This window comes from Ruegeria sp. AM5 (assembly GCF_056540645.1).
Genome location: NZ_JBQFXC010000003.1, coordinates 157,116 through 181,326 on the forward strand (window position 1 = coordinate 157,116; position 24,211 = coordinate 181,326).

Genomic DNA, 24,211 nt, shown 5'->3' on the forward strand with positions numbered 1-24,211 from the left:
ACACCTTCTATCCGAGCCGCTCTTCCAGCCAGTCCGCCCGCCAAGAGACCGGCCCTTTTGGAACGTTTTCTATTACGAACCCATAGTCTGGTAACCGGTCGCACAAAGCATCGTATTCCGCAATAGCTGCGGCCAAGTTGTGCCGCCGGTCATCATCCTGTTCGAATATCTCAGGCCAAGGAGGAAAGAGAAACACGCATGGGTCGTAGCCCAAGTGCAGTATCTGTTCACGCACTTTGGTCTCCAACGGTATACCGGTTCGATCAAACCAAATCAGCGCGTCCAATGCCGAACGATCAAATAGCACAAGGTCATCTTTGGCATTGCTGAAGTCAGATATCGCAAGTTCAATGATCCTGCGGCAGAATACCTCGGAGTTGACCCAAGGCAGAGCGCGACCACCACCTTGTCTTTCCTCGGCAATGACACGACGACCCGGCTCGGAAACTGTTGAATATCCGCGACGGGCCATCTCCTCCAGCAGTGTTGATTTACCACCACCGGAGCATCCAGAAAGCACGACGCAACGCGGGCTCATCTGACTTTCAGCGTCGCCAGCCCGATCATCGCTAAGATCAGTGAAATGATCCAGAACCGGATCACGATGGTGGGTTCAGCCCAGCCCTTTTTCTCATAATGGTGATGGATCGGTGCCATCAGGAACACGCGCTTTCCGGTCCGTTTGAAATAAAGAACCTGGATGATCACACTCAAAGCTTCAACCACGAACAGCCCGCCCACGACTGCCAATACCAACTCGTGTTTGGTAGCCACGGCGATCGCGCCCAGCGCACCGCCCAGAGCCAGTGATCCGGTATCACCCATAAAAACCGCCGCCGGAGGGGCGTTGTACCACAGGAATCCCAGCCCCGCACCAAACAGCGCTGAAGTGAAGATGAAGATTTCACCGGTGCCAGGCACATAGTGAACATCAAGATACTCGGTGAAGTCGACCCGCCCAACCGCATAGGCAATCACACCAAGGGTCGAGGCCGCGATCATCGCGGGCATGATCGCCAGCCCGTCCAGACCATCTGTCAGGTTCACCGCGTTGGCCGCACCCACAATGACGATCACCGCAAAAGGGATATAGAAAAGGCCAAGATTGATCAGCGTATCCTTGAACACCGGCAGAGCCAGCTGGTTTTGCAAATCGCTGGGATGGTGCAGCGTCGCCCAGAGTGACGCCAGCACGGCGATGATGATCCCCAGCGCCAACCGCATTTTACCGGAAACGCCCTTGGTGTTCTGCTTTGAGACCTTGGCATAATCGTCCGCAAAGCCGATGGCCGCATAGGCCAGCGTCACGAACAGTACCATCCAGACATATGGATTGTCCCAGCGCGCCCAGATCAGGGTCGACGTGACCAGAGCGCCCACGATCAGCAGCCCGCCCATGGTAGGGGTTCCAGCCTTGGACAGATGCGCCTCGGGGCCGTCATCGCGGATCGGTTGACCTTTGCCTTGCCGCTTGCGCAATACGTTGATCAAGGGTTTTCCGAACAGAAACCCAAAGATTAGCGCAGTCAGAAAGGCGCCCCCTGCCCGGAAGGTGATATAGCGGAAGAGGTTCCAGAAATCCCCTCCGTCCGACAGGGCGGTTAACCAATAGAGCATTACAAAACCTTTCTCACAATACGGCGGCTCTCTGGCGCGCTGCCATGCCCCAATTGCCGCAGACCGTCAACGATCTGCGCCAGAGCCATGCTGAGAGAGCCCTTGGCCATCACTACATCGCCGCTACGGATCAATTCCGGCAGATGGGCGGCCATCTCATCGCTGGTTTCCGTCCACAACCCGCGCTTGCCCTCGGGCAGAGCCTGATGCAGCGCTTGCATCAAAGGGCCGATGCAATGAACATGATCGACATGCGCCATCGCAGGCACCTCGGCCATGGCGGCGTGCATCGCCTGCTCTTGCGCACCAAGCTCTTTCATGTCGCCCAGAAACGCGATCTTGCGTTTGCCCGCCGACGTAGACAGCACGTCGAGAGCGGCCTCCATCGAGGTTGGATTGGCGTTGTAGCTGTCATCGAGCAGTTCAATCTGCCCGCCATCTGGCAGCGCGATCACCTCGCGCACACCGCGCCCTTTGACCGGAGACCAGCCGCGCAGACCGGCAATCGCCTGATCCAGATCGACCCCCAACGCGACACAGGCCGCCAGAGCGCCCAGCGCATTCATAGCAAAGTGAGTTCCCGCGGATTGGACATCGAATGTGATGTCTGCGCCGCCGACAATACCGTGTCCCCGCACCGAGTCAGGGCCTTGGAGCACGTTGGTCAGGGCATAGTCCCGCGCCTTGTGGCCAAATTCGACGATCCTTGCACCATGCGCAGCGGCGCAGTCGCGCAAGATGCCCGCGTGTTCGATATCGGCGTTGACGATAGCGGTGCCGCCCTCGGCCAGCCCGTCGAAGATCGCAGCCTTTTCAAAAGCAATACCCGCAACGGAGTCGAAGGCTTCGAGGTGGACGGCGGCTACTGTGGTCACCAGCCCCACATGCGGTTGCGCCTGACGCGCCAGCGGAGCGATTTCGCCCGGATGATTCATGCCGATCTCGATCACCGCGAACTCGGTGTCGCGCGGCATTCGCGCCAGCGTCAAAGGCACGCCCCAATGGTTATTGTAGCTGGCGACGCTGGCATGAGTTTTGCCTTGCGTCTCCAGAATGCTGGCCAGCATTTCCTTGGTCGAGGTTTTACCCACGCTGCCAGTCACCCCCACCACGCGTGCACCTGTCCGGGCGCGAGCCGCCTGCCCCAACGCCTCTAGACCCGTCTGCACATCGTCGACGATCAACAGCGGTGCATCTTCGGGCACGCCTTCGGGAATATGCGACACAAGCACTGCGCCTGCGCCTTTTTCAAGCGCTTGGGCGACGAAATCATGGCCGTCGCGGGCAGCCTTCAACGCAACGAACAGGTCACCCGGCTGCAGGGTGCGCGTGTCGATGGAGACGCCGTTCACCTGCCAATCGGTGGTGGCGCGCCCGTTGGTGGCCTCTGCGGCCTCGGCTGCGGTCCAGAGCCTCATGCGACCCTCCCGTCCAGCGCGGCAACGCTGATACTGGCCTGTTCCACATCGTCAAAGGGCAGGACCTGATCTCCGACGATCTGGCCGGTTTCGTGTCCCTTGCCCGCAATCAGCAGAGCGTCGCCCGGTTGCAGCGCGTCGATGCCGCGCAGGATGGCCTCGGCCCGGTCGCCGACTTCCGTGGCTTCGGGTGCGCCCAACATGACAGCACCGCGGATGGTGGCCGGGTCTTCGCTGCGTGGGTTGTCATCGGTAACAAAGACCAGATCGGCGTTTTCAGCAGCGGCCCGCCCCATCAATGGGCGTTTAGTGGCGTCTCGGTCACCGCCTGCACCAACAATGGCGATCAGACGTCCCATGACATGCGGGCGCATCGCCTTCAGTGCAGTGGCCACGGCATCCGGCGTATGCGCGTAATCGACAAACACCGCCGCGCCGTTGTCGCGGGTGGCAGCCAGCTGCATCCGTCCGCGCACGGTGATCAGGTGCGGCAAGGTTTCGAACACGCGGTCGGGGTCCTCGCCCGCCGCGATGACCAATCCGCAAGCCAGCAAAACGTTCTCGGCCTGAAAGCCGCCGATCAGATTCAGGCGGGTTTGATAGGCCTTGCCTTTCCATGAAAAGCGCAAATCCTGCCCGGTCGCGTCAAAGCGTTGATTCAGAAGACAAAGATCAGAACCCTCAGGGCCTACGGTGATGATATTCTGGCCGCGTGCCTCGGCGATCTTGCGCATCTCGGCACCCTTGGGATCACCAAGGTTGACCACAGCGACCCCGTCTTCGGGCAGCACACGATCAAACAGACCCGCCTTGGCTGCGAAATAAGCCTCGAACGTGTCGTGATAGTCCAGATGATCCTGCGTGAAATTCGAGAACCCGGCAGCGGTCAGATGCACCCCGTCCAAGCGACGCTGTTCAAGCCCGTGCGAGGAGGCCTCCATCGCCGCATGGGTCACGCCATTTTCGGCAGCTTCGGCGAGACAGCGGTGCAGAGTGACCGGCTCGGGTGTTGTATGGGCCAGCGGCGCAGTCCATGCGCCCTCGACCCCGGTGGTGCCCAGGTTGACGGCGGCAAGTCCAAGCTCGGTCCAGATCTGGCGGACGAAACTGGCGACCGAGGTTTTTCCATTGGTGCCGGTGACCGCCACGATAGTCTGCGGTTGCGCGCCAAACCAAAGGGCGGCGGCCCCTGCCAGTGCCTGACGGGGGTCTTCCGTGACGATCAGCGCAGCATCGGATGCGGCCAGTTCGTCGGTGGCGATCTCGGCCCCTTTCGCGTCCGTCAGGATCGCGGCGGCCCCCATGCGCAAGGCGTATTGGATGAAGTCTCCACCATGGACTCGGGTGCCGGGAAGGGCTGCAAAGAGGAAACCGTCTTTGACCTCGCGGCTGTCAACAGCCAGACCGGTGATTTCGGGATTGGCCCCTCCCCGTGCGGTCAGGGCCAGTTCGCTGAGTTTCTTTGACCGATTGCCCATGACCCACCTTTCGCTGGACAGCCTAATTTGAGGTCAGCGTTATAGCAGCGCGCGCCTCAGGCTCAAGCCGGGGTCTGAGACCCAATAGCGGCGCCACCCGTCCAATCAGTTCGGCAGCAACGGGAACGGCAGTCCAACCCGCCGTGCGGCGCTTTTCGCCATAGGCCACGATGGACGGTTCATCCAGCGTGACGATTAGCACATATTTCGGATCATAAGCCGGGAAGATGGTGGCGAAGGTGGCAATCACCTTGTCCTCATAGTACCCGCCACGCGGCTTGGGTTTATCGGCAGTACCGGTTTTTCCCGCCACGTCGTACCCTTTGACATCACCAAAGCTGGCGGTGCCATCCGTGACCACTTTGCGTAGCATATTTTGCGCCTGCTTGGCGGTGTTTTCGGACATCACGCGAGGGCCGTATTGCGGGCCATTGCGGCGCAGGATCGTGGGGCTGACATAGTACCCGCCATTGGCAATCGCTGCGTAACCAGCGGCCAGATGCATGGGGCTGGTCGAAAGGCCGTGGCCATAAGAAATCGTCACGGTGCTCAACTCACCCCATTTCTTGGGCTTGAGCGGTTGCCCGCCCTTGGCCTCGACAATCTCGAATGGGGTTGGGTCGAACATGCCCAGCGCGTTCAGAAAATCCTGTTGCCGGTCGGCCCCGATTTGCAAGGCCAGCCGCCCGGTGCCTCGGTTCGAGCTGTACTTGATTACATCCGAGACACTGATCTCACCATAATTCTTGCCGTTAAACTCGCCAATCGGGAAGCGCCCGATTTTCATTGGGCCGGAAGTGTCAATGATGGTGTTGGAGTTCACCAGACCTAGCTGCACCGCCTGCGCGGCGGTGAAGATTTTGAACACCGAACCCAGCTCATAGACACCCTGTACATAGCGATTGAACAGCGGGCTGTCCGAGGGATCGAAGCCCGAGGTCGGTGGGCGCGGACGGTCATTGGGGTCAAAAGACGGCAACGACGCGGCCGAGACGACCTCGCCCGTATGGGCGTTCATCAGAACCGCCGAGGCTCCTTTGGCGTTCATGATCTTCATGCCGCCATAAAGCACCTGTTCCACCGCCGCTTGAACGGTCAGATCCAGCGACAGTTGCAGCGGCTTGTTGCCGTTGGCCGGGTCGCGCAGATAGCCGTCGAACTGTTTTTCGACGCCAGCTACGCCGATCACCTCGGCTGCGCTGACACCTTCGCGGCCAAAGCCCGAGCCGCCCAGAATATGCGCCGCGAGTCTGCCATTGGGATATAGCCGCATTTCGCGCGGGCCGAACAGGATGCCGGGATCACCGATGTCATGCACCGCCTGCTTCTGCTCGGGCGAGATGCGCTTCTTGATCCACAGGAATTTTCGCTTACCGGTGAAGTCTTTGACCAAACGCTCTTTTTCCAGATCAGGGAAAATAGCGACCAGTTGCTCGGCTGCGGCGATCGGGTCAATCATCAGCGGTGGCTGCGCATAGACAGAATAGGTGTCCAGATTGGTCGCCAGAATACGGCCTTCGCGATCCACGATATTGGCGCGTTGCATGGCGATGGAGGCCCCCGGCGCACTTGCCAATGGTTCTTGCGCCTCGGATGTCGCCAGAACGCCCATACGAAAGCCTACGACCGAAAAGGCGCAAAAGAAGAAAAGACCCAACACCAACAGGCGGCCCTCGGCGCGCGCGCGGGCGCGGTCTTTCATGTCTTCGTGGCGTTTGCGGATGTTCTCTCGCTCAATCGCCTTGGGGTTTTCACCCTTTGCACGGGCGTCGAGGATACGGGCCAGAGGGCGAAGTGGTGTGCGGGTCATGGAACCTGCACCTCGATCAGTGCCTGAATGTCAGTGACGTCCTGTATTTCAAGCGGGTCGACGATGGGCAGATCCGGGTCCTCGCCATAGGAAATCTGATCGGCGCGACCAAACTGCTCAGCCCGCAGAGGCAGCAAGCTGAGACGTTCGAAATTCAAGTCCGCCAGCTCACGCAAACGATCAGGCCGGTTTAGATAGGCCCATTCAGCATTCAGCACGGCGAGTCGCGCCTGCGCCATACCGATCTGGCCTTGCAGCGACTGCGTTTCCTTCAGCACCTGCTGCGTGCGGTAGTTCTCTTGATAAGCCCAAAGCGCCAGCCCGAACACGGATAGTGCAGTCAACATATACAGAATACTCTTCATCTTGCCCTTCCCCCCAATTGCGGCATGCCGATGGCCCGGGCCTCAATTTCCCCTGCCGGGGCATCCGTTCTTATCGCGACACGCAATTTTGCAGAGCGTGCACGTGGGTTTTCTTCAAGTTCCTGCTCATCCGGCCCAACGGCCTTGCGGGTCTTGAGTGTGAATTGCGGCTTCTCCTGCTCCATCTCAGGCGCATAACGGTTGGCGCGTCCGGTTTTGCCCGCGCGCGATTGGAAGAACCGCTTCACCATCCGGTCTTCTATGGAATGGAAAGTCACAACGGCCAGTTGCCCCCCCGGCTTCAAAGCGCGCTCGGCGGCCATAAGCCCCTGAAACAGTTCTTCGTATTCTGCGTTCACCGCGATCCGTAGCCCCTGAAAACTGCGCGTCGCCGGGTGCGATTGGCCCGGTTTGGGGCGCGGCAGGCAGGATTCGATAATCTCGACCAGCCGCAGAGTTGTTCTGATCGGTTCTTCGGCCCGCGCCTTGACGATGGCCTTTGCTATACGACGACTGGCGCGTTCCTCACCGAAATGGAACAGGATGTCGGCCAATTGCGTCTCGGCTGCCGTATTCACCAGATCAGCTGCGCTTTCACCATCTTGGCTCATCCGCATGTCCAACGGACCGTCTTTCATGAAGGAAAAACCGCGTTCAGCCTGATCCAACTGCATGGATGAGACACCAAGATCCAGCACCACGCCGTCCAGATCCTGTGCATATTCATCCATGCGAGAGAACACGCCCTGCTGCATCACCAGCCGGTCACCGTATTCCCCAGCCCAGTTAGCGGCCATTTCAAATGCCAGCGGGTCGCGATCGACGCCAATGACTTTCTCGGCCCCGGCCTCCAGCAACGCACGAGTATAGCCGCCTGCGCCGAATGTGCCGTCCAGCCAGGCACCGGATACCGGCGCCACGGCGGCCAACAACGGGCGCAGAAGAACGGGGATATGAGGTTTGTCCGATGAGGTCTGAGCGCCGGCCATGCCGTCACCCATCCCCGATGCCATCGAGATACTGCATCGGATCGAAATCATCCGGCAGATCGTCAAGCCATTCCTCGGTCGTGGCCAGTTCCTCGGCCTCGTATGTCTCGGGCTTCCAGATCTGGAAGGTATCACCGGCAGCGATAAAGAACGCCTCGTTCTCAAGGTCGATCTTGTTGCGCAGCTTTGCGGGCAGCACCAAACGACCCGTTTCGTCCACATTGGTCGGGAAGGACTGACCATGGAACATCCGCTGAAGCATCCGACGCTGCATCGAGCCACGTGGCAGCGCATCGATCTTGGCATCCACCTCGTCGATCGCTTCCATGGTGTAACATTCAAGGTATTTGCGGCGGTGGTCGCCATAGACAATCACGAGTTCAGGATTGTCACCGGGTTGCCAGCTGGGGTCCGAGGCCTCAAGCACACGACGAAACGAGGCCGGGATCGAGACCCTGCCCTTCGTATCCACCTTATGCTGGCTTTCGCCTCTAAACCTGCGCGCCAAGACGACTGTCCCTTTCGCTTGCGCCCCACCTCAAAATTCACGTTCCCCCCGGAAGTAAAACGGCGGGTTGATCTGCTGCCACTGATCAACCCGCCGCATTGACCCGCTTTGCGGGATGTCCAGCTGCGCGCGCCACCTGGGGGGGATGTCTGCTCGCCCGCGCGCCGGATCTGTTAAGTGATGAAAGCGAGATGCCTGTATGAAACCTGTTTTTGTATTTTTGGTTCGGGGTCGTTTGGTGCCCCTCAACTGTCCTCGCCCTCATCGGGTACACAAGGGATGCCATGGGAATTCATGGAAATCAATAGGAAATTTACATATGGAGGCCTGATGCAGGCTTCAGATCAAGACTAACGCAATCGAAACTCGGATCAAATATGCCACAAATTGTGCTCCTGATGCTTACTGACACTAAATATGTAAGAATTGACGCCTAAATTATTCCTCCCATGAATTCCCAATAATTTTTAGAATTACATATTATTTGGCGCAGACACCCATGAATGACAGCCGAAGAGGACGAATCGCGGTCCCTTTACAGGCCATTCCCATAGTCGACCCATGCTTTCCCATAGCACCATCACCCCAGGCGCCGGACCTGCGGTGAGAAGAATTGCCCCTCTTGAGTTGACACAACATGCCCAAACAAACGCCAATTCCGCTCAATAGATAAGCGGTCACCATCACAGGGTCTGGACACACGAAACGCCAAGCACACGTGAAAACCAGTATTTTAAAGGCAATTATTGGGGCGTACCGGATTATCCTGCCAATCCATGCATTTGCTGCATAGCAGCATTGACGACGCGAACCATTGTGCAATCGCAGCATTTGCCTATCTTCAGTCTCAAGCAAACGCCGGACGATACCGGCAACAGTAAGAATGAACGGATCATGAAGATGGCAGTCGCAAGCACACAAACAGCTCTGAAAGGCACACCGGCAAATGGAATCTCAACGCTGGTTGAGACCGTGAAAACCCGGGTTGCTCGTTATCGCCTGTACCGTCAGACAGTCAACGAATTGTCGGGACTGTCAGATCGGGAATTGGCTGATCTGGGCTTGCACCGCTCGATGATCCGCCGGCTGGCCCAACAGGCCACCGAAGAGCAGATCGCGCGGTAAGCGCAACAAGAACACCGAGATCAGGTCCGTCTTCCTCCCTTTCGGACCTGTATTTCAGCGGCAGCGTCTCTCCTCCTCCCTGACGTTGCCGCACCTAATACCGGCCCTGACCGCCGGAACCTGATACATCGGGGCTCTCCTCCTCCCTGCCTCGATGTTGAAAGCGCGCGGCGACGTCTTCCTCCTCCCTGACGTCGCCGCGTCTTCCTCATACCGGGATCAAACCCGGGTTCGGATACATCGGGGCTTCCTCCTCCCTGCCCTGATGTAGAAAAGAACGGCGGTTCCCCTCCTCCTCCCTGGGAACCGCCGTTTTTCGTTTTTTGCGCACAAGATGTAGGCTGGGGTCGTGAACGCTTTGTCAGGAGTCTCCCATGGCCGCTTATTTCATCGCCCAGATTTCCATTCATGACCCGGATGGGTACCAGAAATACCTCGAAGGATTCATGCCGATCTTTGACCGGCATGGCGGAAGGCTTCTAACCGTATCCTCAAAACCCGTTGAAGTGATCGAAGGCAGTTGGGAAGAAGATGGGATCGTCCTGATGGAGTTTCCGAATATGGCTGCCGCAAACGCGTGGAAGGACGATCCGGACTATGTCGAATTGGCCAAGATCAGGCAAAAAACGGCGACGGCGAATCTTGTGCTGGTCGAAGGGTTGTAAGCTTCAGAACGGCAAGTCATCCTTGTTGGTCAGAAAGCGCGAGACCACTTTCTTCACCCCTGCCTTGTCGAAATCGACCTCGACTTTATCACCTTCGATGCCGATCACTGCGCCATAGCCGAATTTCTGGTGAAACACTCGCTCGCCCAGCGTAAAGCTGGCCACGGCTGTCGCATCAATCACAGTATTCCGGCTTTCTTTTGGCTGAGACATGCCATATTGCCCCTGCCGCGCCTGCATCCGCTTCCAGCCCGGAGAGTTATAGACATTCGCCTCGGCTGCGCGGGTTTCGATCCCGGCTGCCTGCTGACCACCACCATAGAGCCCCGGAGGTGTCAGCACTTCCACATGATCTTCGGGCAACTCATCAATGAACCGGGACGGCATCGAATTCTGCCATTGTCCGAACACCCGTCGGTTGGCTGCAAAGGAAATCGTACAGACTTCTTCTGCGCGGGTAATACCGACATAGGCCAGCCTTCGTTCTTCTTCGAGGCCTTTGAGACCGGATTCGTCCATCGAACGCTGAGAGGGGAACAATCCATCCTCCCACCCCGGAAGGAAAACCGCGGGAAACTCCAGCCCCTTGGCCGCGTGCAGCGTCATGATCGAGACCTTGGCCCCGTCGCTGTCCTGCTCGTTGTCCATCACCAGGCTGACATGTTCCAAAAACCCCTGCAGGTTCTCGAAATTGTCCAGTTGGTTGACCAGTTCTTTGAGGTTTTCCAATCGCCCAGGCGCCTCGGGCGTCTTTTCGTTCTGCCAATGCGCGGTATAGCCGGATTCGTCCAAGACGATCTGCGCCAGCTCGATATGCGTATGCTCGGGCGCGCCGTATCGGATCGGTGAAACACCGTCATCAATCACTGTATCATCGTCCACCTCGATCCGAGGCCCACGCGTCATTGCATTCCATCGCGCCAATCCGTCGATCAGTTCGCGCAGCGCCTTGCCACCCTTACCCTTGATCAGTCCGTTCTCGACTGCAATCCGCGCGCCCTCGACCAAAGACACGCCATTCTCGCGCGCCGTCATCTGAATCGTCTGCTGCGCCTTGTCGCCGAGGCCGCGTTTGGGCGTGTTTACGATCCGCTCGAAGGCCAGATCATCCTCGGGGCTGACCACCAGCCGGAAATAGGCCATGGCATCGCGAATCTCCATCCGCTCATAGAATCGAGGGCCGCCAATCACCTTGTAAGGCAGACCAATGGTCAAAAACCGATCCTCAAACGCCCGCATCTGGTGCGAAGCGCGTACGAGGATCGCGATCTCATTAAGGTTCATCGGCCGCACACCGCGCGTGCCACCTTGCATCGCGTCGATCTCTTCCCCGATCCAACGCGCTTCTTCCTCGCCATCCCAATGGCCGATCAGACGGACCTTTTCACCCTCTTCGCGGTCGGTCCAAAGCTCTTTGCCCAAGCGGCTTTCATTGCCACGAATGACGTTGGACGCAGCGGCCAGAATATGCGGGGTCGAGCGGTAGTTCTGTTCCAGCCGGACCACGAAGGCGCCAGGGAAGTCCTTTTCGAACCGCAGAATGTTGCCCACCTCGGCCCCGCGCCAGCCATAGATCGACTGATCGTCATCGCCGACGCAACAGATGTTCTTGTGGCCCCCTGCAAGCAGACGAAGCCAGAGATATTGGGCTACGTTGGTATCCTGATACTCGTCCACAAGGATGTAACGGAACCAGCGCTGGTATTGCTCCAGCACGTCCGGGTGGGTTTGGAAAATCGTGACCATGTGCAGCAACAGGTCGCCGAAATCCACCGCGTTCAGCTCGCGTAGGCGAGTCTGGTATTGGGCATAGAGCTCAACACCCTTGTGATTATAGGCCCCGGCATCTGCGACAGGCACCTTATCGGGCGTCAGGGCTCGGTTTTTCCAGTCATCGATGATCCCGGCCAGCATCCGAGCGGGCCAGCGCTTGTCGTCAATGTTGTTGACCTTCAGCAACTGCTTGAGCAGTCGAAGTTGATCGTCGGTGTCCAAGATGGTGAAGTTCGACTTCAGATCGACCAGTTCTGCGTGGCGGCGCAACAGTTTGACGCAGATCGCATGGAATGTACCCATCCATTGCAATCCGCTTTTTACGTCAACTGGGTACTGCTGCACCCGATCCTTCATTTCTTTCGCAGCTTTGTTTGTGAAGGTTACCGCTAGTATTTCGTTAGATCGCACACGCCTAGTATGCAGAAGTTCTGCAATTCTCGAGATAAGCGCTCTAGTTTTGCCAGTTCCTGCGCCAGCAAGAACGAGTACCGGGCCATCCAAAGCCTTAACCGCCTTAAGCTGCTCATCGTTCAACCACTCAAGATGCGATGAGGAACGGGCGGGCATCGCCCGCGCCGACAGCGATGCGCCTTCGAAGGCGTCCATTTCGTCAAAACTGCTCATGCCAATAAACTACGTCGGATGAGCGCGGAGGGAAAGGGTTTGTTCACGGCTTGTTCGCTCAAATCAAATAGAATCATCCCTCCAAAGGGCGCAGCGAGGATATTCGGAGAAACGGGCATTATTTGCTCTTTCCCACGGGGGATTGATGCCGCAATGCAGCATGTGCAATAAGTTTGCGCAAAAGGGCGGCGTTTGCGAGCGTTAACATGCCGGTTCTACCCAGAACTACATATGTACGTGGCCGTATTGTCCGCCTATGCACAAGGCCACAGCCATTAAGACCGGGACCTGAAATGACAGACTTCAAGAAAATCCTGATTGCCAATCGCGGCGAGATTGCCATCCGTGTGATGCGGGCAGCCAACGAGATGGGCAAGCGCACCGTCGCGGTCTTCGCCGAGGAGGACAAGTTGGGCCTGCACCGGTTCAAGGCGGATGAGGCCTATCGCATTGGCGCAGATCTGGGACCGGTTGCGGCGTATCTGTCGATTGACGAGATCATCCGGGTGGCCAAAGAAAGCGGCGCAGATGCGATCCACCCTGGTTACGGTTTGCTGTCCGAAAACCCGGATTTCGTGGATGCCTGCGTTCAGAACGGCATCACCTTCATCGGACCCAAGGCCGAGACCATGCGCGCGCTTGGCGACAAGGCCAGCGCTCGGAAAGTGGCGATTGCCGCCGACGTTCCGGTTATCCCGGCGACCGAGGTGTTGGGCGACGACATGGCAGCCATCAAGGCCGAGGCAGCCGAGATCGGCTATCCGCTGATGCTGAAAGCGTCTTGGGGCGGTGGCGGACGCGGGATGCGCCCGATCCTGTCCGAGGATGAGCTGGAAGAGAAAGTGCTGGAAGGCCGCCGCGAAGCCGAGGCCGCCTTTGGCAACGGTGAGGGCTATCTGGAAAAGATGATCACCCGTGCCCGCCATGTTGAGGTACAGATTCTCGGCGATAAGCACGGTGAGATCTACCACCTCTATGAGCGCGATTGTTCGGTCCAGCGCCGCAACCAGAAGGTCGTGGAACGCGCGCCTGCCCCGTACCTGACCGAAGAACAGCGCGCCGAAATCTGCGAGCTGGGCCGTCGTATCTGCGCCCATGTGAACTATGAATGCGCGGGCACCGTCGAGTTCCTGATGGATATGAACACCGGCAAGTTCTACTTCATCGAAGTGAACCCGCGCGTGCAGGTGGAACACACTGTCACCGAGGAAGTCACCGGCATCGACATCGTGCAGGCTCAGATCCTGATCGCCGAGGGCAAGACCCTGACCGAGGCCACCGGCAAGGCCACGCAGTCCGACATTCGCCTGAACGGCCACGCGCTGCAGACCCGCGTGACCACCGAGGACCCACTAAACAACTTCATCCCCGACTATGGCCGCATCACCGCCTATCGCTCGGCCACCGGCATGGGCATCCGTCTGGATGGCGGCACCGCTTATGCAGGCGGTGTGATCACGCGGTATTACGATTCGCTGCTGACCAAGGTGACCGCTTGGGCCCCAACGCCAGAAAAGGCGATTGCGCGGATGGACCGTGCGCTGCGGGAATTCCGTGTGCGCGGTGTTTCCACCAACATCGCATTTGTCGAAAACCTGCTAAAGCACCCGACTTTCCTGTCGAATGAATACACCACCAAGTTCATCGATGAGACACCGGACCTGTTCCAGTTCAAGAAGCGCCGCGACCGGGGCACCAAGGTTCTGAACTATATCGCCGACATCACTGTGAACGGGCATCCCGAAACCAAGGACCGCCCGATGCCGCGCCCCGACCTGAAAGAGGCCAGGCCCCCCGCGCCCAAGGCCGAACCGCAGATGGGCACCCGCAACCTGCTGGAGCAAAAAGGCCCGCAGGCGGTTGCTGACTGGATGAAGGCGCAGCGTCAACTGCTGATCACCGACACCACCATGCGCGACGGGCACCAGTCGCTGCTGGCAACCCGGATGCGCTCGATCGATATGATCAAAGTAGCACCCAGCTATGCTGCGAACTTGCCGCAGCTATTCAGCGTCGAATGCTGGGGCGGTGCAACCTTCGATGTCGCCTATCGCTTCCTGCAGGAATGCCCTTGGCAGCGCCTGCGTGATCTGCGTGAGGCGATGCCGAACCTGATGACCCAGATGCTGCTGCGCGGGGCGAACGGGGTTGGCTATACCAACTATCCCGATAACGTGGTGCAGGAGTTTGTGCGTCAGGCGGCCAAGGGTGTCGACGTGTTCCGCGTGTTCGACTCGCTGAACTGGGTCGAGAACATGCGCGTCGCCATGGACGCGGTGATCGAAAACAACAAGATCTGTGAAGGCACCGTTTGCTATACCGGCGATATTCTGGACCCGGACCGTGCTAAGTATGACCTCAAATACTATGTCGGAATGGCCAAGGAACTGCGTGACGCTGGCGCACATGTGCTGGGCCTGAAGGATATGGCCGGACTGCTGAAACCGGCCTCCGCCAAGATCCTGATCCGGGCGCTGAAGGAAGAGGTCGGGCTGCCGATCCACTTCCACACCCATGACACCGCAGGCATTGCAAGCGCCACCATTCTGGCCGCCTCCGAGGCCGGTGTGGACGCGGTGGATTGCGCGATGGACAGTTTCAGCGGCAACACCTCTCAGGCAACGCTCGGCACCGTGGTCGAGGCGTTGCGCCATACCGAGCGAGACACCGGGCTGGACATCAAGGCCATCCGTGAGATCAGCGACTATTTCGAGGCAGTGCGTGGCCAATACGCGGCCTTCGAGTCCAGCCTGCAGGCCCCGGCCTCCGAGGTATATCTGCACGAAATGCCTGGTGGTCAGTTTACCAACCTCAAGGCACAGGCGCGTTCGCTTGGACTCGAAGAACGCTGGCACGAGGTTGCTCAGATGTATGCGGACGTGAACCAGATGTTCGGCGATATCGTCAAGGTGACGCCGTCGTCCAAGGTGGTCGGTGACATGGCGCTGATGATGGTCAGCCAGAACATGACCCGCGCGCAGGTCGAAGACCCGAACACTGATGTCGCCTTCCCCGACTCGGTGGTGGACATGATGCGCGGCAATCTGGGTCAGCCTCCGGGCGGGTTCCCCGATACCATCATCCAGAAGGTCCTGAAGGACGAGGCCCCCAACACCGAACGCCCCGGCAAGCATGTCGAAGCGGTCGATCTCGAGGCCACCCGCGCCGATTTGTCCAAACAGCTTGAGGGCAAAGAGATCGATGACGAGGACCTGAATGGATATCTGATGTATCCCAAGGTGTTCCTCGACTATATGGGCCGTCACCGCACTTATGGCCCGGTCCGTACTCTCCCCACGCGTACCTTCTTTTACGGCATGGAGCCGGGCGAGGAGATCACCGCCGAGATCGATCCAGGCAAGACGCTGGAGATTCGCTGTCAGGCCATCGGCGAGACGGACGAGAATGGCGAGGTTCGCGTGTTCTTCGAACTCAACGGTCAGCCCCGCGTGATCCGCGTGCCGAACCGTTTGGTGAAAGCATCAACCGCTCAGCGGCCAAAGGCCGAAGTTGGTAACCCCAACCATATCGGCGCGCCAATGCCGGGTGTCGTTGCAACTGTTGCCGCTGTCACAGGTCAAGAAGTCAAAGAAGGCGATCTGCTGCTGACCATCGAAGCGATGAAGATGGAAACAGGTATCCACGCCGAGCGCGACGCGGTGGTCAAGGCCGTTCACGTCCAGCCCGGAGGTCAAATCGACGCCAAGGATCTGCTGGTCGAACTGGAATAACCGGTTTAGCCTTCTAAGCTAATAAGGGCCGTTCGGGGAACCGGGCGGCCCTTTCAACATCAGGAGGCCGCATGCTGACCATCACCCCGATCTACGCCGCGTTGATCGCATTTCTGTACGTCGCACTCAGCGTGAATGTCATTCGGCAACGCCGGGTGGGCAAAATATCGGTCGGGGATCATGGCGACAAGGCCATGATCAAGGCAATGCGAACGCATGCGAACTGCGCCGAATACGCTCCCTTTGCTTTGCTGCTTATCGCCATGGTCGAACTGCAAGATGCTGGCGGCTGGCTTGTGAACCTGCTGGGGATGTTACTTTTGGCAGGCAGGCTTCTGCACGCTTATGGTTTTGGCAAGACCCCACAGATCATCATCCTGCGCCAGATCGGAATGGGTCTGACCTTTACGGCCATATTGCTGGCGGCCATGGCGAATCTTGTTCTGGCTGTATGAGAACGTTTAGCCCGTCAAAACCTGCGTCTCGATCAAAGGAGCATGCGGGAGGCTAGGCTGCGCCTCTGCCAGTGTTTCATCGCTCTGACTGTAGATCACGGTGGTAAGAACAATCAGCGCCGCCAATGCCGCCATTTTAATGTCTGCAATATCTTTCATTTCCTCTGCCCAATCCCTTATTTCGTTCATTGCTATATCTCTTGAACACCGCAGCCCCGAATTTCCGTCGAAAGATTTTTGCTGTATTTTGTGTTTTTCCGCTTGCAGCCTCGTTTGGGAATTTATACATCCCTCCTCACTCAACGGCGCGGGCGTAGCTCAGGGGTAGAGCATAACCTTGCCAAGGTTAGGGTCGGGCGTTCGAATCGCCTCGCCCGCTCCATTGAGAGGTCTACGGACCATATAAGTATCTGATGCGGGCGTAGCTCAGGGGTAGAGCATAACCTTGCCAAGGTTAGGGTCGGGCGTTCGAATCGCCTCGCCCGCTCCAGATACCAAACTCTCCGAACATGCTGGCTCTTTCGCGATTGCTGCGGCATCTTTGCTGCACATGAAATTACGACGGAGATGCGGATATGCCCGATTACGTCATTCGCGCCTTAACAGCAGACGAACTTCAAACCGCCGTTGATTGGGCGGGTCAGGAAGGCTGGAACCCCGGGCTGCACGACGCGGTCTGTTTTCGCAGTTCGGACCCCGAAGGGTTCAAGGGCGGTTTCCTGGACGGCCAGATGATCGCGTCCGCATCCGCCGTGAACTACGATGATGCCTACGCATTTCTTGGCTTCTACATCGTGCGTCCCGAGTTTCGCGGCTCGGGATACGGATTGCAGGTCGCCGAAGCGGTCAAGGCACATTGCCAGGATCGTAACATGGGCATGGATGGTGTGGTCGAACAGCAGGACAACTATCGGAAATTCGGTTTTGAACTGGCGTATGACAATTATCGATTCGCGGGCACCGTCGGCGGCATCCTGGATGCCCTGGGTCGCGTGGAGGACACTCGGGTTCGTCCAATCAACGCACTAACCGATGATCTAAAGTCGTATGACCGAGGCCTGTTCCCCGCCGCGCGCGACACGTTCTTGCGCGGCTGGTTGGAGGCACCCAGCCACGTTTCGCGGGTGTTTGAGGAAAATGGGCGGATCAAAGGCTATGCAACGTTGCGGCGCTGCCTGAGCGGGTACAAGGTCGGGCCTCTGTTTGCCGACAATCCACAAATCGCGCAGGCGCTTTTGGTTTCCCTTCTGACGACGCTACCCGCCGATCAGGCAAAGGCCGAGGTATTCATCGACAAGCCTAATCCAAACGCACAAGCCATGGAATTGGCCAAACAGTTGGGGCTGACCAAGGTATTTGAAACGGGGCGTATGTATTCCAGTCACGCGCCGGACATCGACCTTGACCGGATATATGGCATCACGACGTTTGAACTGGGTTAGAACGCCTTGAACGTCATCGTGGTCAGCGAGCGTTCGATATTGGGAATCACCAGCAGGTTTTCGTTGATGAAATGGCCCACATCCTCGGTTTCGGGGATGTAGAGCTTCAGCAGCAGGTCGTATTCGCCGCTTGTGGAATACAATTCGGAATGGATTTCACGCAGCGCGATCTCTTCGGCGACTTTGTAAGTGGTGCCGGGTTTACAACGGATCTGGATGAAAACGCAGGTGGACATGGGCCGGGCCTTGTTGGTTCGTGTTGCCCGCAGGCTGGCACGGGCCGCGTCCGGGTGCAATCCCCTGCAACAGTTTGCGACGAAGGCTTAAAGCGGTCTGGATAGGTCGCCCATCCGGGTCTATAAGCGCGCCTGTAGCAAAAGGAATTCGCCCATGCGCAGCGCTAAGATCAGCCGTCAGACCGCCGAAACCGAGATTTCGGTCGAGGTCAATCTGGACGGCACCGGCCAGTATGACAACCAGACCGGCGTCGGGTTCTTTGACCACATGCTGGATCAATTGGCGCGGCATTCGCTGATCAACATGACGATCCGTGCCAAGGGTGATTACCACATCGACGACCACCACACGGTCGAAGACACCGGGATTGCGCTGGGTCAGGCACTGACGCAGGCGCTAGGGGATAAAAAAGGTATTCGTCGGTACGGAGAATGCCACCTGCCGATGGATGACGCACAGGTGCGTTGTGCGCTGGATCTCTCGAGCCGTCCGTTCTTGATCTGGAACGTGGATCTACCGACGCAAAAGATTGGCACATTCGACACCGAGCTGGTGCGCGAGTTCTTTCAGGCGCTCAGCACCCATGGCGGGATCACCCTGCATATCGATCAGTTGCATGGTTTCAACAGCCACCACATTGCCGAGGCCGCCTTCAAGGCCGTTGCCCGTGCTTTGCGCGATGCGGTCGAAACCGACCCACGCAAGGCGGATGCGATTCCCTCGACTAAGGGCGCGCTGTAGATGCTGACAGCCATCATTGACTACGAGAGCGGTAACCTGCACTCGGCGGAGAAGGCGTTTCAACGGATGGCCCGCGAACTGGATGCGGGCGAGGTCGTCGTGACATCGGATGCAGATGTTGTCGCGCGGGCTGATCGATTGGTTCTGCCCGGTGATGGCGCTTTCCCGGCATGCGCCGCCGAGTTGCGCGGCCACAAAGGCATCTATGACTCTATGGTTGAAGCCGTTGAGCAGAAAGGCCGCCCGTTTCTGGGCATCTGCGTCGGAATGCAGCTGATGGCGACCAAGGGTCATGAATACTCCGCGACCGATGGTCTCGGCTGGGTTGCCGGTGATGTTGTGAAGATTGAACCCTCGGACAGCGCGCTCAAGGTGCCACATATGGGCTGGAACGATCTGATTCTGGAAAGCGGCCATCCGGTCTTTGACGGGATAAAATCAGGCGATCATGCCTATTTTGTGCACTCCTACCACTTCCGGGTGACGGATCCGGCGCAACGGTTGGCCTATGTGGGCTACGGGCAAGAGGTCACGGCCGTGATTGGCCGCGACACTATGGTTGGGATGCAGTTTCACCCTGAGAAAAGCCAAGACGTTGGCCTGCGGATGATCGGCAATTTCCTGACCTGGAAGCCCTGAGATTTACTGAACCCGTGTCCAGACCTGACCCCGGCAGACCAGACCCCCAACGGCACATCCCTTAACGGTCAGTTTGTTCTGGCTGTCCAGTGTCATTTTCGAACTATAGGTTTTGTCGCGATCCGGGGCCCAGATTTTGCCGTCGTCATAGCTGCCGTCACCCTCGGGGATCATGTCCCAGATGATTTGCTTGCCAAGGTTTTCGTACTCCAGCTGTTGGTTGCCTTGGGCATCAAATGCGCTGTCGATAGTTCCGCAGATGGCGCTGCCACATTCCGAAATCGACACATGCAAATAGCCGCCCGTATCGCCCGGAGCGGTCTTCCACAGCCCGTCTACCGGATCGGCAGCAAAGGCGGTGGTGGCCATCGCAGCGAAGACCGCTGCAAGAGAATATGTCTTCATGGTTATCTCCCTGTCTTTCCGGTCAGTCTGACCTGCCGTTCGGCACCGGGCAAGAATGACTTAGCGTCGCGTTGCGCCCCTGCCCTGCCTGTGCGATATCCCGCGCGTGTAACAGTGATATAGGGCCGCCCGACATGATCCTCTACCCCGCCATCGATCTGAAAGACGGCAACGCCGTGCGCCTGCTGCGTGGTGAAATGGATAAGGCGACGGTCTTTAACGAAGACCCTGCTGCGCAGGCCCGCGCCTTTGTCGAGGCTGGTTGCGAGTGGCTGCATCTGGTTGATCTGAACGGTGCTTTTGCCGGGGAGCCTGTTAATGCGGCACCCGTTGAGGCAATTCTGAAAGCCTGTGATGTGCCCGCTCAGCTGGGTGGTGGTATCCGGGACATGGCCACAATCGAGACCTGGATCGAAAAAGGTCTGGCGCGGGTGATTCTGGGCACCGTTGCAGTCGAAAACCCAGATCTGGTGCGCGAAGCTGCCAAAGCCTTCCCGGGCAAGGTAGCCGTCGGTATAGATGCACGAAACGGCATGGTTGCCACCAAGGGCTGGGCCGAAGAGACCGACGTACAGGTCACCGATCTGGCGCACAGTTTCGAGGACGCTGGCGTGGCAGCGATCATATATACAGACATCAACCGCGACGGTGTGATGCAGGGTCCGAATATCGAAGCCACGGCGGCGCTCGCGCAGGCGGTTTCGATTCCGGTGATTGCCTCGGGCGGCGTCAGCTCACTGGACGACCTGATCGCCCTGCGCGATTGTGGCGTCGAGTTGAACGGCGCGATCTCTGGCCGCGCGCTCTATGATGGCGCGATTGACCTGAAAGAGGCCATTCGCGCCCTGAACTGAGTTATTGAGCAGCTGCGGCAGTCAGTTTCGCCAGAGCACCGCGCATCTTTTCAATGACAGGGGATTTCTCGACCTCGTCGAGCTCGTCCATCGTCTCTTTCGGGTCTTCATAAGCCAGCCAGACCTGTCCATTTGCGTCTTCGTAGGCCTGCACCTTCAGCGGCAAGAATAGCCCCGCGCGCGGGTCGATCTGCATGGCGGGAGTGCCCAGAGCCGGGTTGCCGAAAATCAGCACCTGATTGGCCGGGATCGGCGTTCCGACCTTTTCCGCCCCCGCCGCGTGATCCACGCGGGCAAACACGGTGGCGCCCGCATTACCCACGGCGGCTTCCAGCGCGTCCAGCGCCTCGGCCACGGATTTGTTGGTTTCCACTTTGATGATGTCGTCAGCCATGGCGGACAGAGCGCCTCCGAATGTGAGAATTGAAGCCAAAAGAAGTTGTCGCATCTGCGTAATCCTTTTCATAAATTTCACCCCTAATTTCCATGGCTTCGCGACAGATCACAATCACAAGTCTGGCATCGGCGGGGCTTTGCCGGTACAGGTGCCCCGAGCAAAGGAAAGCCCATGCTGAAAACCCGCATCATTCCCTGTTTGGATGTCGCCGATGGCCGTGTGGTCAAAGGTGTGAATTTCGTTGGCCTACGCGATGCTGGTGACCCCGTGGAATCGGCCAAGGCATACGACGCCGCCGGAGCGGATGAGATCTGCTTTCTGGACATCCATGCGACGCATGAGAACCGCGGCACGATGTTCGATGTGGTCCAACGCACGGCAGAGCAGTGCTTTGTGCCTCTGACTGTAGGTGGTGGCGTGCGCACCAAAGATGACGTGCGGGCCCTGTTGCTGGCGGGGGCTGATAAGGTCAGCTTTAACTCGGCCGCCGTCGCGAATCCGGATGTGATTGCCGAGGCTGCGGACCAGTTCGGCAGCCAGTGCATTGTCTGCGCCATTGACGCCAAGACCGTCAGCCCCGGCAAGTGGGAGATATTTACTCATGGCGGGCGCAAACCAACAGGCATTGACGCGGTTGAATTTGCTAAAACCGTTGTTGCCAAGGGCGCGGGGGAAATCCTGCTGACCTCAATGGACCGTGATGGTACCAAGGCCGGGTTCAACCTGCCCCTGACCCGAGCGATCAGTGACGCGGTGGAAGTGCCGGTCATCGCGAGCGGCGGCGTGGGCAATCTGGATCATCTGGTCGAAGGTGTGACTAATGGTGGGGCCAGCGCCGTTCTCGCAGCCTCGATCTTCCATTTCGGCGAATACACCATCCAGGAGGCCAAGGAGCATATGGCCGCCGCTGGCATTCCGATGAGGCTGACATGAGCATTCTGCACGATCTTGCCGCCACGATTGAGGCGCGCAAGGGTACTGATCCTGATAGCAGCTGGACCGCCAAGCTGTTGGCCAAAGGTCCCGAGAAATGTGCCGAGAAATTCGGCGAAGAAGCCATTGAAGCAATCATCGAAGCCGCCAAAGGGGACAGGGGAAAACTGACCTCCGAGGCGGCTGATGTGCTTTATCACCTGCTAGTGATGCTGGCTGCGCGCGATGTTGCGCTGGATGATGTGCTCGGCGAACTGGCCCGTCGACAGGGCACCAGCGGCATCACGGAAAAGGCATCCCGACCAAAAGACTAAGCGGGTTTCGTGCGATGACCCGGCCCGCTATACTGCGGCTTCGGGTGCATTGAGGCAAAGGACGCGCAGATGATCAGAGCTTTGGTGTTCGCGGCAGCGCTTGCCACCCTCGCCGCCTGTGCCACCCCTCCCCCGTCTTCCGGAGATGAGGTCCAGCGGCTGGCGGCTGAAATCCAAAGCCTCGGCCCCGATATCGACCCGGAAGAGGCCACCCGCGCCGCCCGCATCGCCTATGCCTATACTGCGCAACTGGCGCAGGAATACGAGATCACCGACCCTCCGCTTGTCCACAACGCCAAGGTCAACAAGGGTCTGCGTCCGCGTGGTCTGTGCTGGCACTGGGCTGAAGATATTGAGCGGCGACTGGATCAGGAGCAGTTCCGCACTCTGGAAATGCACCGCGCCATCGCCAACGCGGATAACCCGTTCCGCATCGACCACAGCACTGCCATTATCAGCCGCAAGGGAGAGAGCATGTACGAAGGCGTTGTCTTGGATCCCTGGCGCTATGGCGGAGTGCTATTCTGGTCGCCCCTGGTTGAGGACACCCGTTACGAGTGGGTTCCACGCGAAGTGGTTCTGGAAAAGCGGCGACAGGAACAAACATCCAGCCCGTGAGACTGAGCTTCTGCGGGCAGTGATCGAAGCGCCATAGCGACCCGACGAAAGCGTTACCCGTCGCGCCCCGGCTCGTTTGGATTGCTGGAAAACAGCGCGATTTTGTTGCCCTGAGGATCGCGCAGATAGCCGACATAGAAATTCGGACCATACGAGGCGCGAAAGCCCGGCTGGCCTTCGTCAGACCCGCCTGCGGCAAGCGCAGCGGCGTGAAGGTCGCGAACCTGCTGTTGGGTGCGCGCCTCAAACGCCACCATGGACCCGTTGCCAGCCGAAGCCGCGCCTCCATCAAAGGGTGATTTTACATAGAACTCGGGCTGAACCGGGGATTGCCCCGGCGGCACTGGCAGCGCATAGCTCAAGTCTCCGTGATACCGCTCCAACGCATAACCAAGGGCGGGCAGGAACGCCGAATAAAACCGCTCGGCACGCGTGATATCGTCAACACCAACAGTCACATAAGCAATCATTCCGCATGGTCCTGTCTTATTGGTTTGCTGAATGGGTATAGGTCAATTGGACCTCCCCCTCAACAAATGCACCATTTCTGTTCAATTCAGGCCGGGACGTAGACACAAACGTCAGGGCCGTCACAGCTTGGACGAAATCACTCCAGTCGCAAACCCACCCATACGCAGTTCGCCAAACAAGCGCTGATATTCGATCTTGGGGCAGCGGTTCATGACTACGTCGATATCGCGGGCCTGCGCTTTAGCAGCGGCCTCGGCATGTTCAACTCCGATCTGCATCCAGATGGTGCGCAAGTCGGGAAACGCATCCAGCGCCTCGTCGACAATGGGTGGCACGGCCTCGGAGCGGCGAAAGATGTCAACCATATCGACGGGCTCGGGAATATCGGACAGCGAAGCCTGCACCGTCTGGCCAAACAGCATCTTGCCTGCATGGCCCGGATTGACCGGGATCACCCGATATCCCTTGAGCGACAGATAACGCGCCACGTAATAGCTGGGCCGCACCGGGTTCATTGAAACCCCAACCACCGCAACCACTTTGGTGCGCCTAAGGATTTGGGTCAGAACATCGTCGGAGTAGTCATTCATGAGCACACC

26 protein-coding genes and 2 tRNA genes are annotated in these 24,211 nt (G+C 58.5%); 13 read left to right on the forward strand and 15 right to left on the reverse strand.

Annotated features, from left to right (window positions below; all coding sequences use genetic code 11):
- Positions 1-7 precede the first annotated feature (7 nt).
- From ACR0AH_RS10355 to mraZ, 8 genes are read right to left on the reverse strand one after another with little or no spacing between them, the layout of a single operon-like run.
- On the reverse strand, positions 8-538 hold the full coding sequence (locus ACR0AH_RS10355) for an AAA family ATPase (protein ID WP_480591845.1): 531 nt from the start codon (positions 536-538) through the stop codon (positions 8-10).
- The gene (gene mraY, locus ACR0AH_RS10360) at positions 535-1,617 is read right to left on the reverse strand and encodes a phospho-N-acetylmuramoyl-pentapeptide-transferase (RefSeq protein WP_170392049.1); all 1,083 of its coding nucleotides are present in this window, start codon (positions 1,615-1,617) and stop codon (positions 535-537) included. Before mraY ends, ACR0AH_RS10355 begins: the two co-directional genes overlap by 4 nt.
- Entirely contained in the window at positions 1,617-3,035 is a 1,419-nt protein-coding gene (locus tag ACR0AH_RS10365) for a UDP-N-acetylmuramoyl-tripeptide--D-alanyl-D-alanine ligase (protein ID WP_480591848.1), read from the reverse strand. The genes mraY and ACR0AH_RS10365 overlap by 1 nt, the downstream gene beginning before the upstream one ends.
- Complete coding sequence (locus tag ACR0AH_RS10370) at positions 3,032-4,513, reverse strand: UDP-N-acetylmuramoyl-L-alanyl-D-glutamate--2,6-diaminopimelate ligase (protein WP_480591851.1); 1,482 nt, start codon at positions 4,511-4,513, stop codon at positions 3,032-3,034. The genes ACR0AH_RS10365 and ACR0AH_RS10370 overlap by 4 nt, the downstream gene beginning before the upstream one ends.
- Positions 4,514-4,535: 22 nt before the next feature.
- A complete protein-coding gene (locus ACR0AH_RS10375) occupies positions 4,536-6,323 on the reverse strand; it encodes a peptidoglycan D,D-transpeptidase FtsI family protein (protein ID WP_170392055.1) in 1,788 nt (595 codons plus the stop codon).
- Entirely contained in the window at positions 6,320-6,688 is a 369-nt protein-coding gene (gene ftsL / locus ACR0AH_RS10380) for a cell division protein FtsL (protein ID WP_480591854.1), read from the reverse strand. Before ftsL ends, ACR0AH_RS10375 begins: the two co-directional genes overlap by 4 nt.
- Entirely contained in the window at positions 6,685-7,677 is a 993-nt protein-coding gene (gene rsmH, locus ACR0AH_RS10385) for a 16S rRNA (cytosine(1402)-N(4))-methyltransferase RsmH (RefSeq protein WP_480592039.1), read from the reverse strand. Before rsmH ends, ftsL begins: the two co-directional genes overlap by 4 nt.
- A 4-nt stretch (positions 7,678-7,681) precedes the next feature.
- On the reverse strand, positions 7,682-8,149 hold the full coding sequence (mraZ, locus tag ACR0AH_RS10390) for a division/cell wall cluster transcriptional repressor MraZ (RefSeq protein WP_480439182.1): 468 nt from the start codon (positions 8,147-8,149) through the stop codon (positions 7,682-7,684).
- 936 nt (positions 8,150-9,085) lie between these two features.
- Here mraZ and ACR0AH_RS10395 point away from each other — a divergent pair.
- On the forward strand, positions 9,086-9,310 hold the full coding sequence (locus tag ACR0AH_RS10395; RefSeq protein ID WP_170392061.1) for a DUF1127 domain-containing protein: 225 nt from the start codon (positions 9,086-9,088) through the stop codon (positions 9,308-9,310).
- A 374-nt stretch (positions 9,311-9,684) separates the two neighbouring features.
- Positions 9,685-9,975: a DUF1330 domain-containing protein gene (locus tag ACR0AH_RS10400; RefSeq protein ID WP_480591857.1), complete on the forward strand. Its 291-nt coding sequence runs from the start codon at positions 9,685-9,687 to the stop codon at positions 9,973-9,975.
- 3 nt (positions 9,976-9,978) lie between these two features.
- Here ACR0AH_RS10400 and ACR0AH_RS10405 read toward each other — a convergent pair whose 3' ends face one another.
- Entirely contained in the window at positions 9,979-12,375 is a 2,397-nt protein-coding gene (locus tag ACR0AH_RS10405) for an ATP-dependent helicase (RefSeq protein ID WP_480591859.1), read from the reverse strand.
- A 293-nt stretch (positions 12,376-12,668) separates the two neighbouring features.
- Between ACR0AH_RS10405 and ACR0AH_RS10410 the strand changes: the two genes are divergently transcribed.
- Together ACR0AH_RS10410 and ACR0AH_RS10415 are read left to right on the forward strand one after the other, a co-directional pair.
- Positions 12,669-16,106, forward strand: a complete 3,438-nt coding sequence (locus ACR0AH_RS10410; RefSeq protein ID WP_170420808.1) for a pyruvate carboxylase — start codon at positions 12,669-12,671, stop codon at positions 16,104-16,106.
- 71 nt (positions 16,107-16,177) lie between these two features.
- Positions 16,178-16,561, forward strand: coding sequence for an MAPEG family protein (locus ACR0AH_RS10415; protein WP_170401416.1), 384 nt, complete (start codon positions 16,178-16,180; stop codon positions 16,559-16,561).
- Between the two features lie 6 nt (positions 16,562-16,567).
- Here ACR0AH_RS10415 and ACR0AH_RS10420 read toward each other — a convergent pair whose 3' ends face one another.
- The gene (locus tag ACR0AH_RS10420; protein WP_170609401.1) at positions 16,568-16,720 is read right to left on the reverse strand and encodes a hypothetical protein; all 153 of its coding nucleotides are present in this window, start codon (positions 16,718-16,720) and stop codon (positions 16,568-16,570) included.
- Positions 16,721-16,868: 148 nt separating this feature from the next.
- On the opposite strand from ACR0AH_RS10420, the gene ACR0AH_RS10425 reads away from it, so the two are divergent.
- From ACR0AH_RS10425 to ACR0AH_RS10435, 3 genes are all read left to right on the forward strand, one after another.
- Positions 16,869-16,943 (forward strand) — tRNA-Gly (locus tag ACR0AH_RS10425).
- Between the two features lie 33 nt (positions 16,944-16,976).
- Positions 16,977-17,051, forward strand: a tRNA-Gly gene (locus tag ACR0AH_RS10430).
- A gap of 85 nt (positions 17,052-17,136) precedes the next feature.
- Entirely contained in the window at positions 17,137-18,003 is an 867-nt protein-coding gene (locus ACR0AH_RS10435; protein WP_170594744.1) for a GNAT family N-acetyltransferase, read from the forward strand.
- Here ACR0AH_RS10435 and ACR0AH_RS10440 read toward each other — a convergent pair.
- Positions 18,000-18,239 carry an Lrp/AsnC family transcriptional regulator gene (locus tag ACR0AH_RS10440; RefSeq protein ID WP_170325761.1) on the reverse strand — a complete coding sequence of 80 codons (240 nt, stop codon included), beginning with the start codon at positions 18,237-18,239 and terminating at the stop codon, positions 18,000-18,002. The genes ACR0AH_RS10435 and ACR0AH_RS10440 overlap by 4 nt on opposite strands.
- A 154-nt stretch (positions 18,240-18,393) precedes the next feature.
- On the opposite strand from ACR0AH_RS10440, the gene hisB reads away from it, so the two are divergent.
- Positions 18,394-18,981 carry an imidazoleglycerol-phosphate dehydratase HisB gene (gene hisB / locus ACR0AH_RS10445; RefSeq protein WP_170563807.1) on the forward strand — a complete coding sequence of 196 codons (588 nt, stop codon included), beginning with the start codon at positions 18,394-18,396 and terminating at the stop codon, positions 18,979-18,981.
- Positions 18,982-19,620, forward strand: coding sequence for an imidazole glycerol phosphate synthase subunit HisH (hisH, locus tag ACR0AH_RS10450; RefSeq protein ID WP_480591862.1), 639 nt, complete (start codon positions 18,982-18,984; stop codon positions 19,618-19,620).
- 3 nt (positions 19,621-19,623) lie between these two features.
- On the opposite strand, the gene ACR0AH_RS10455 is transcribed toward hisH, so the two are convergent.
- Complete coding sequence (locus ACR0AH_RS10455) at positions 19,624-20,025, reverse strand: DUF2147 domain-containing protein (protein ID WP_170392077.1); 402 nt, start codon at positions 20,023-20,025, stop codon at positions 19,624-19,626.
- Between the two features lie 134 nt (positions 20,026-20,159).
- On the opposite strand from ACR0AH_RS10455, the gene hisA reads away from it, so the two are divergent.
- Positions 20,160-20,879 (forward strand): 1-(5-phosphoribosyl)-5-[(5-phosphoribosylamino)methylideneamino]imidazole-4-carboxamide isomerase, encoded by a 720-nt coding sequence (gene hisA, locus ACR0AH_RS10460; protein WP_170392079.1) that lies wholly within the window; start codon positions 20,160-20,162, stop codon positions 20,877-20,879.
- Between the two features lies 1 nt (position 20,880).
- Here the strand turns inward: hisA and ACR0AH_RS10465 are convergent, their stop codons facing one another.
- On the reverse strand, positions 20,881-21,327 hold the full coding sequence (locus ACR0AH_RS10465; protein ID WP_480439179.1) for a DUF302 domain-containing protein: 447 nt from the start codon (positions 21,325-21,327) through the stop codon (positions 20,881-20,883).
- A 120-nt stretch (positions 21,328-21,447) separates the two neighbouring features.
- Here ACR0AH_RS10465 and hisF point away from each other — a divergent pair, with 120 nt between their 5' ends.
- The 3 genes from hisF to ACR0AH_RS10480 all read left to right on the forward strand — a co-directional run bounded on the left by hisF (position 21,448) and on the right by ACR0AH_RS10480 (position 23,141).
- A complete protein-coding gene (gene hisF, locus ACR0AH_RS10470) occupies positions 21,448-22,209 on the forward strand; it encodes an imidazole glycerol phosphate synthase subunit HisF (protein WP_480591865.1) in 762 nt (253 codons plus the stop codon).
- Positions 22,206-22,523, forward strand: a complete 318-nt coding sequence (locus ACR0AH_RS10475; protein WP_170732926.1) for a phosphoribosyl-ATP diphosphatase — start codon at positions 22,206-22,208, stop codon at positions 22,521-22,523. Before hisF ends, ACR0AH_RS10475 begins: the two co-directional genes overlap by 4 nt.
- 69 nt (positions 22,524-22,592) lie before the next feature.
- A complete protein-coding gene (locus ACR0AH_RS10480; RefSeq protein ID WP_170732927.1) occupies positions 22,593-23,141 on the forward strand; it encodes a hypothetical protein in 549 nt (182 codons plus the stop codon).
- Between the two features lie 53 nt (positions 23,142-23,194).
- Here the strand turns inward: ACR0AH_RS10480 and ACR0AH_RS10485 are convergent, their stop codons facing one another.
- Positions 23,195-23,611: a VOC family protein gene (locus tag ACR0AH_RS10485; RefSeq protein WP_170392087.1), complete on the reverse strand. Its 417-nt coding sequence runs from the start codon at positions 23,609-23,611 to the stop codon at positions 23,195-23,197.
- Positions 23,612-23,731: 120 nt separating this feature from the next.
- Entirely contained in the window at positions 23,732-24,202 is a 471-nt protein-coding gene (locus ACR0AH_RS10490; protein WP_170392089.1) for a CoA-binding protein, read from the reverse strand.
- Between the last annotated feature and the right edge of the window lie 9 nt (positions 24,203-24,211).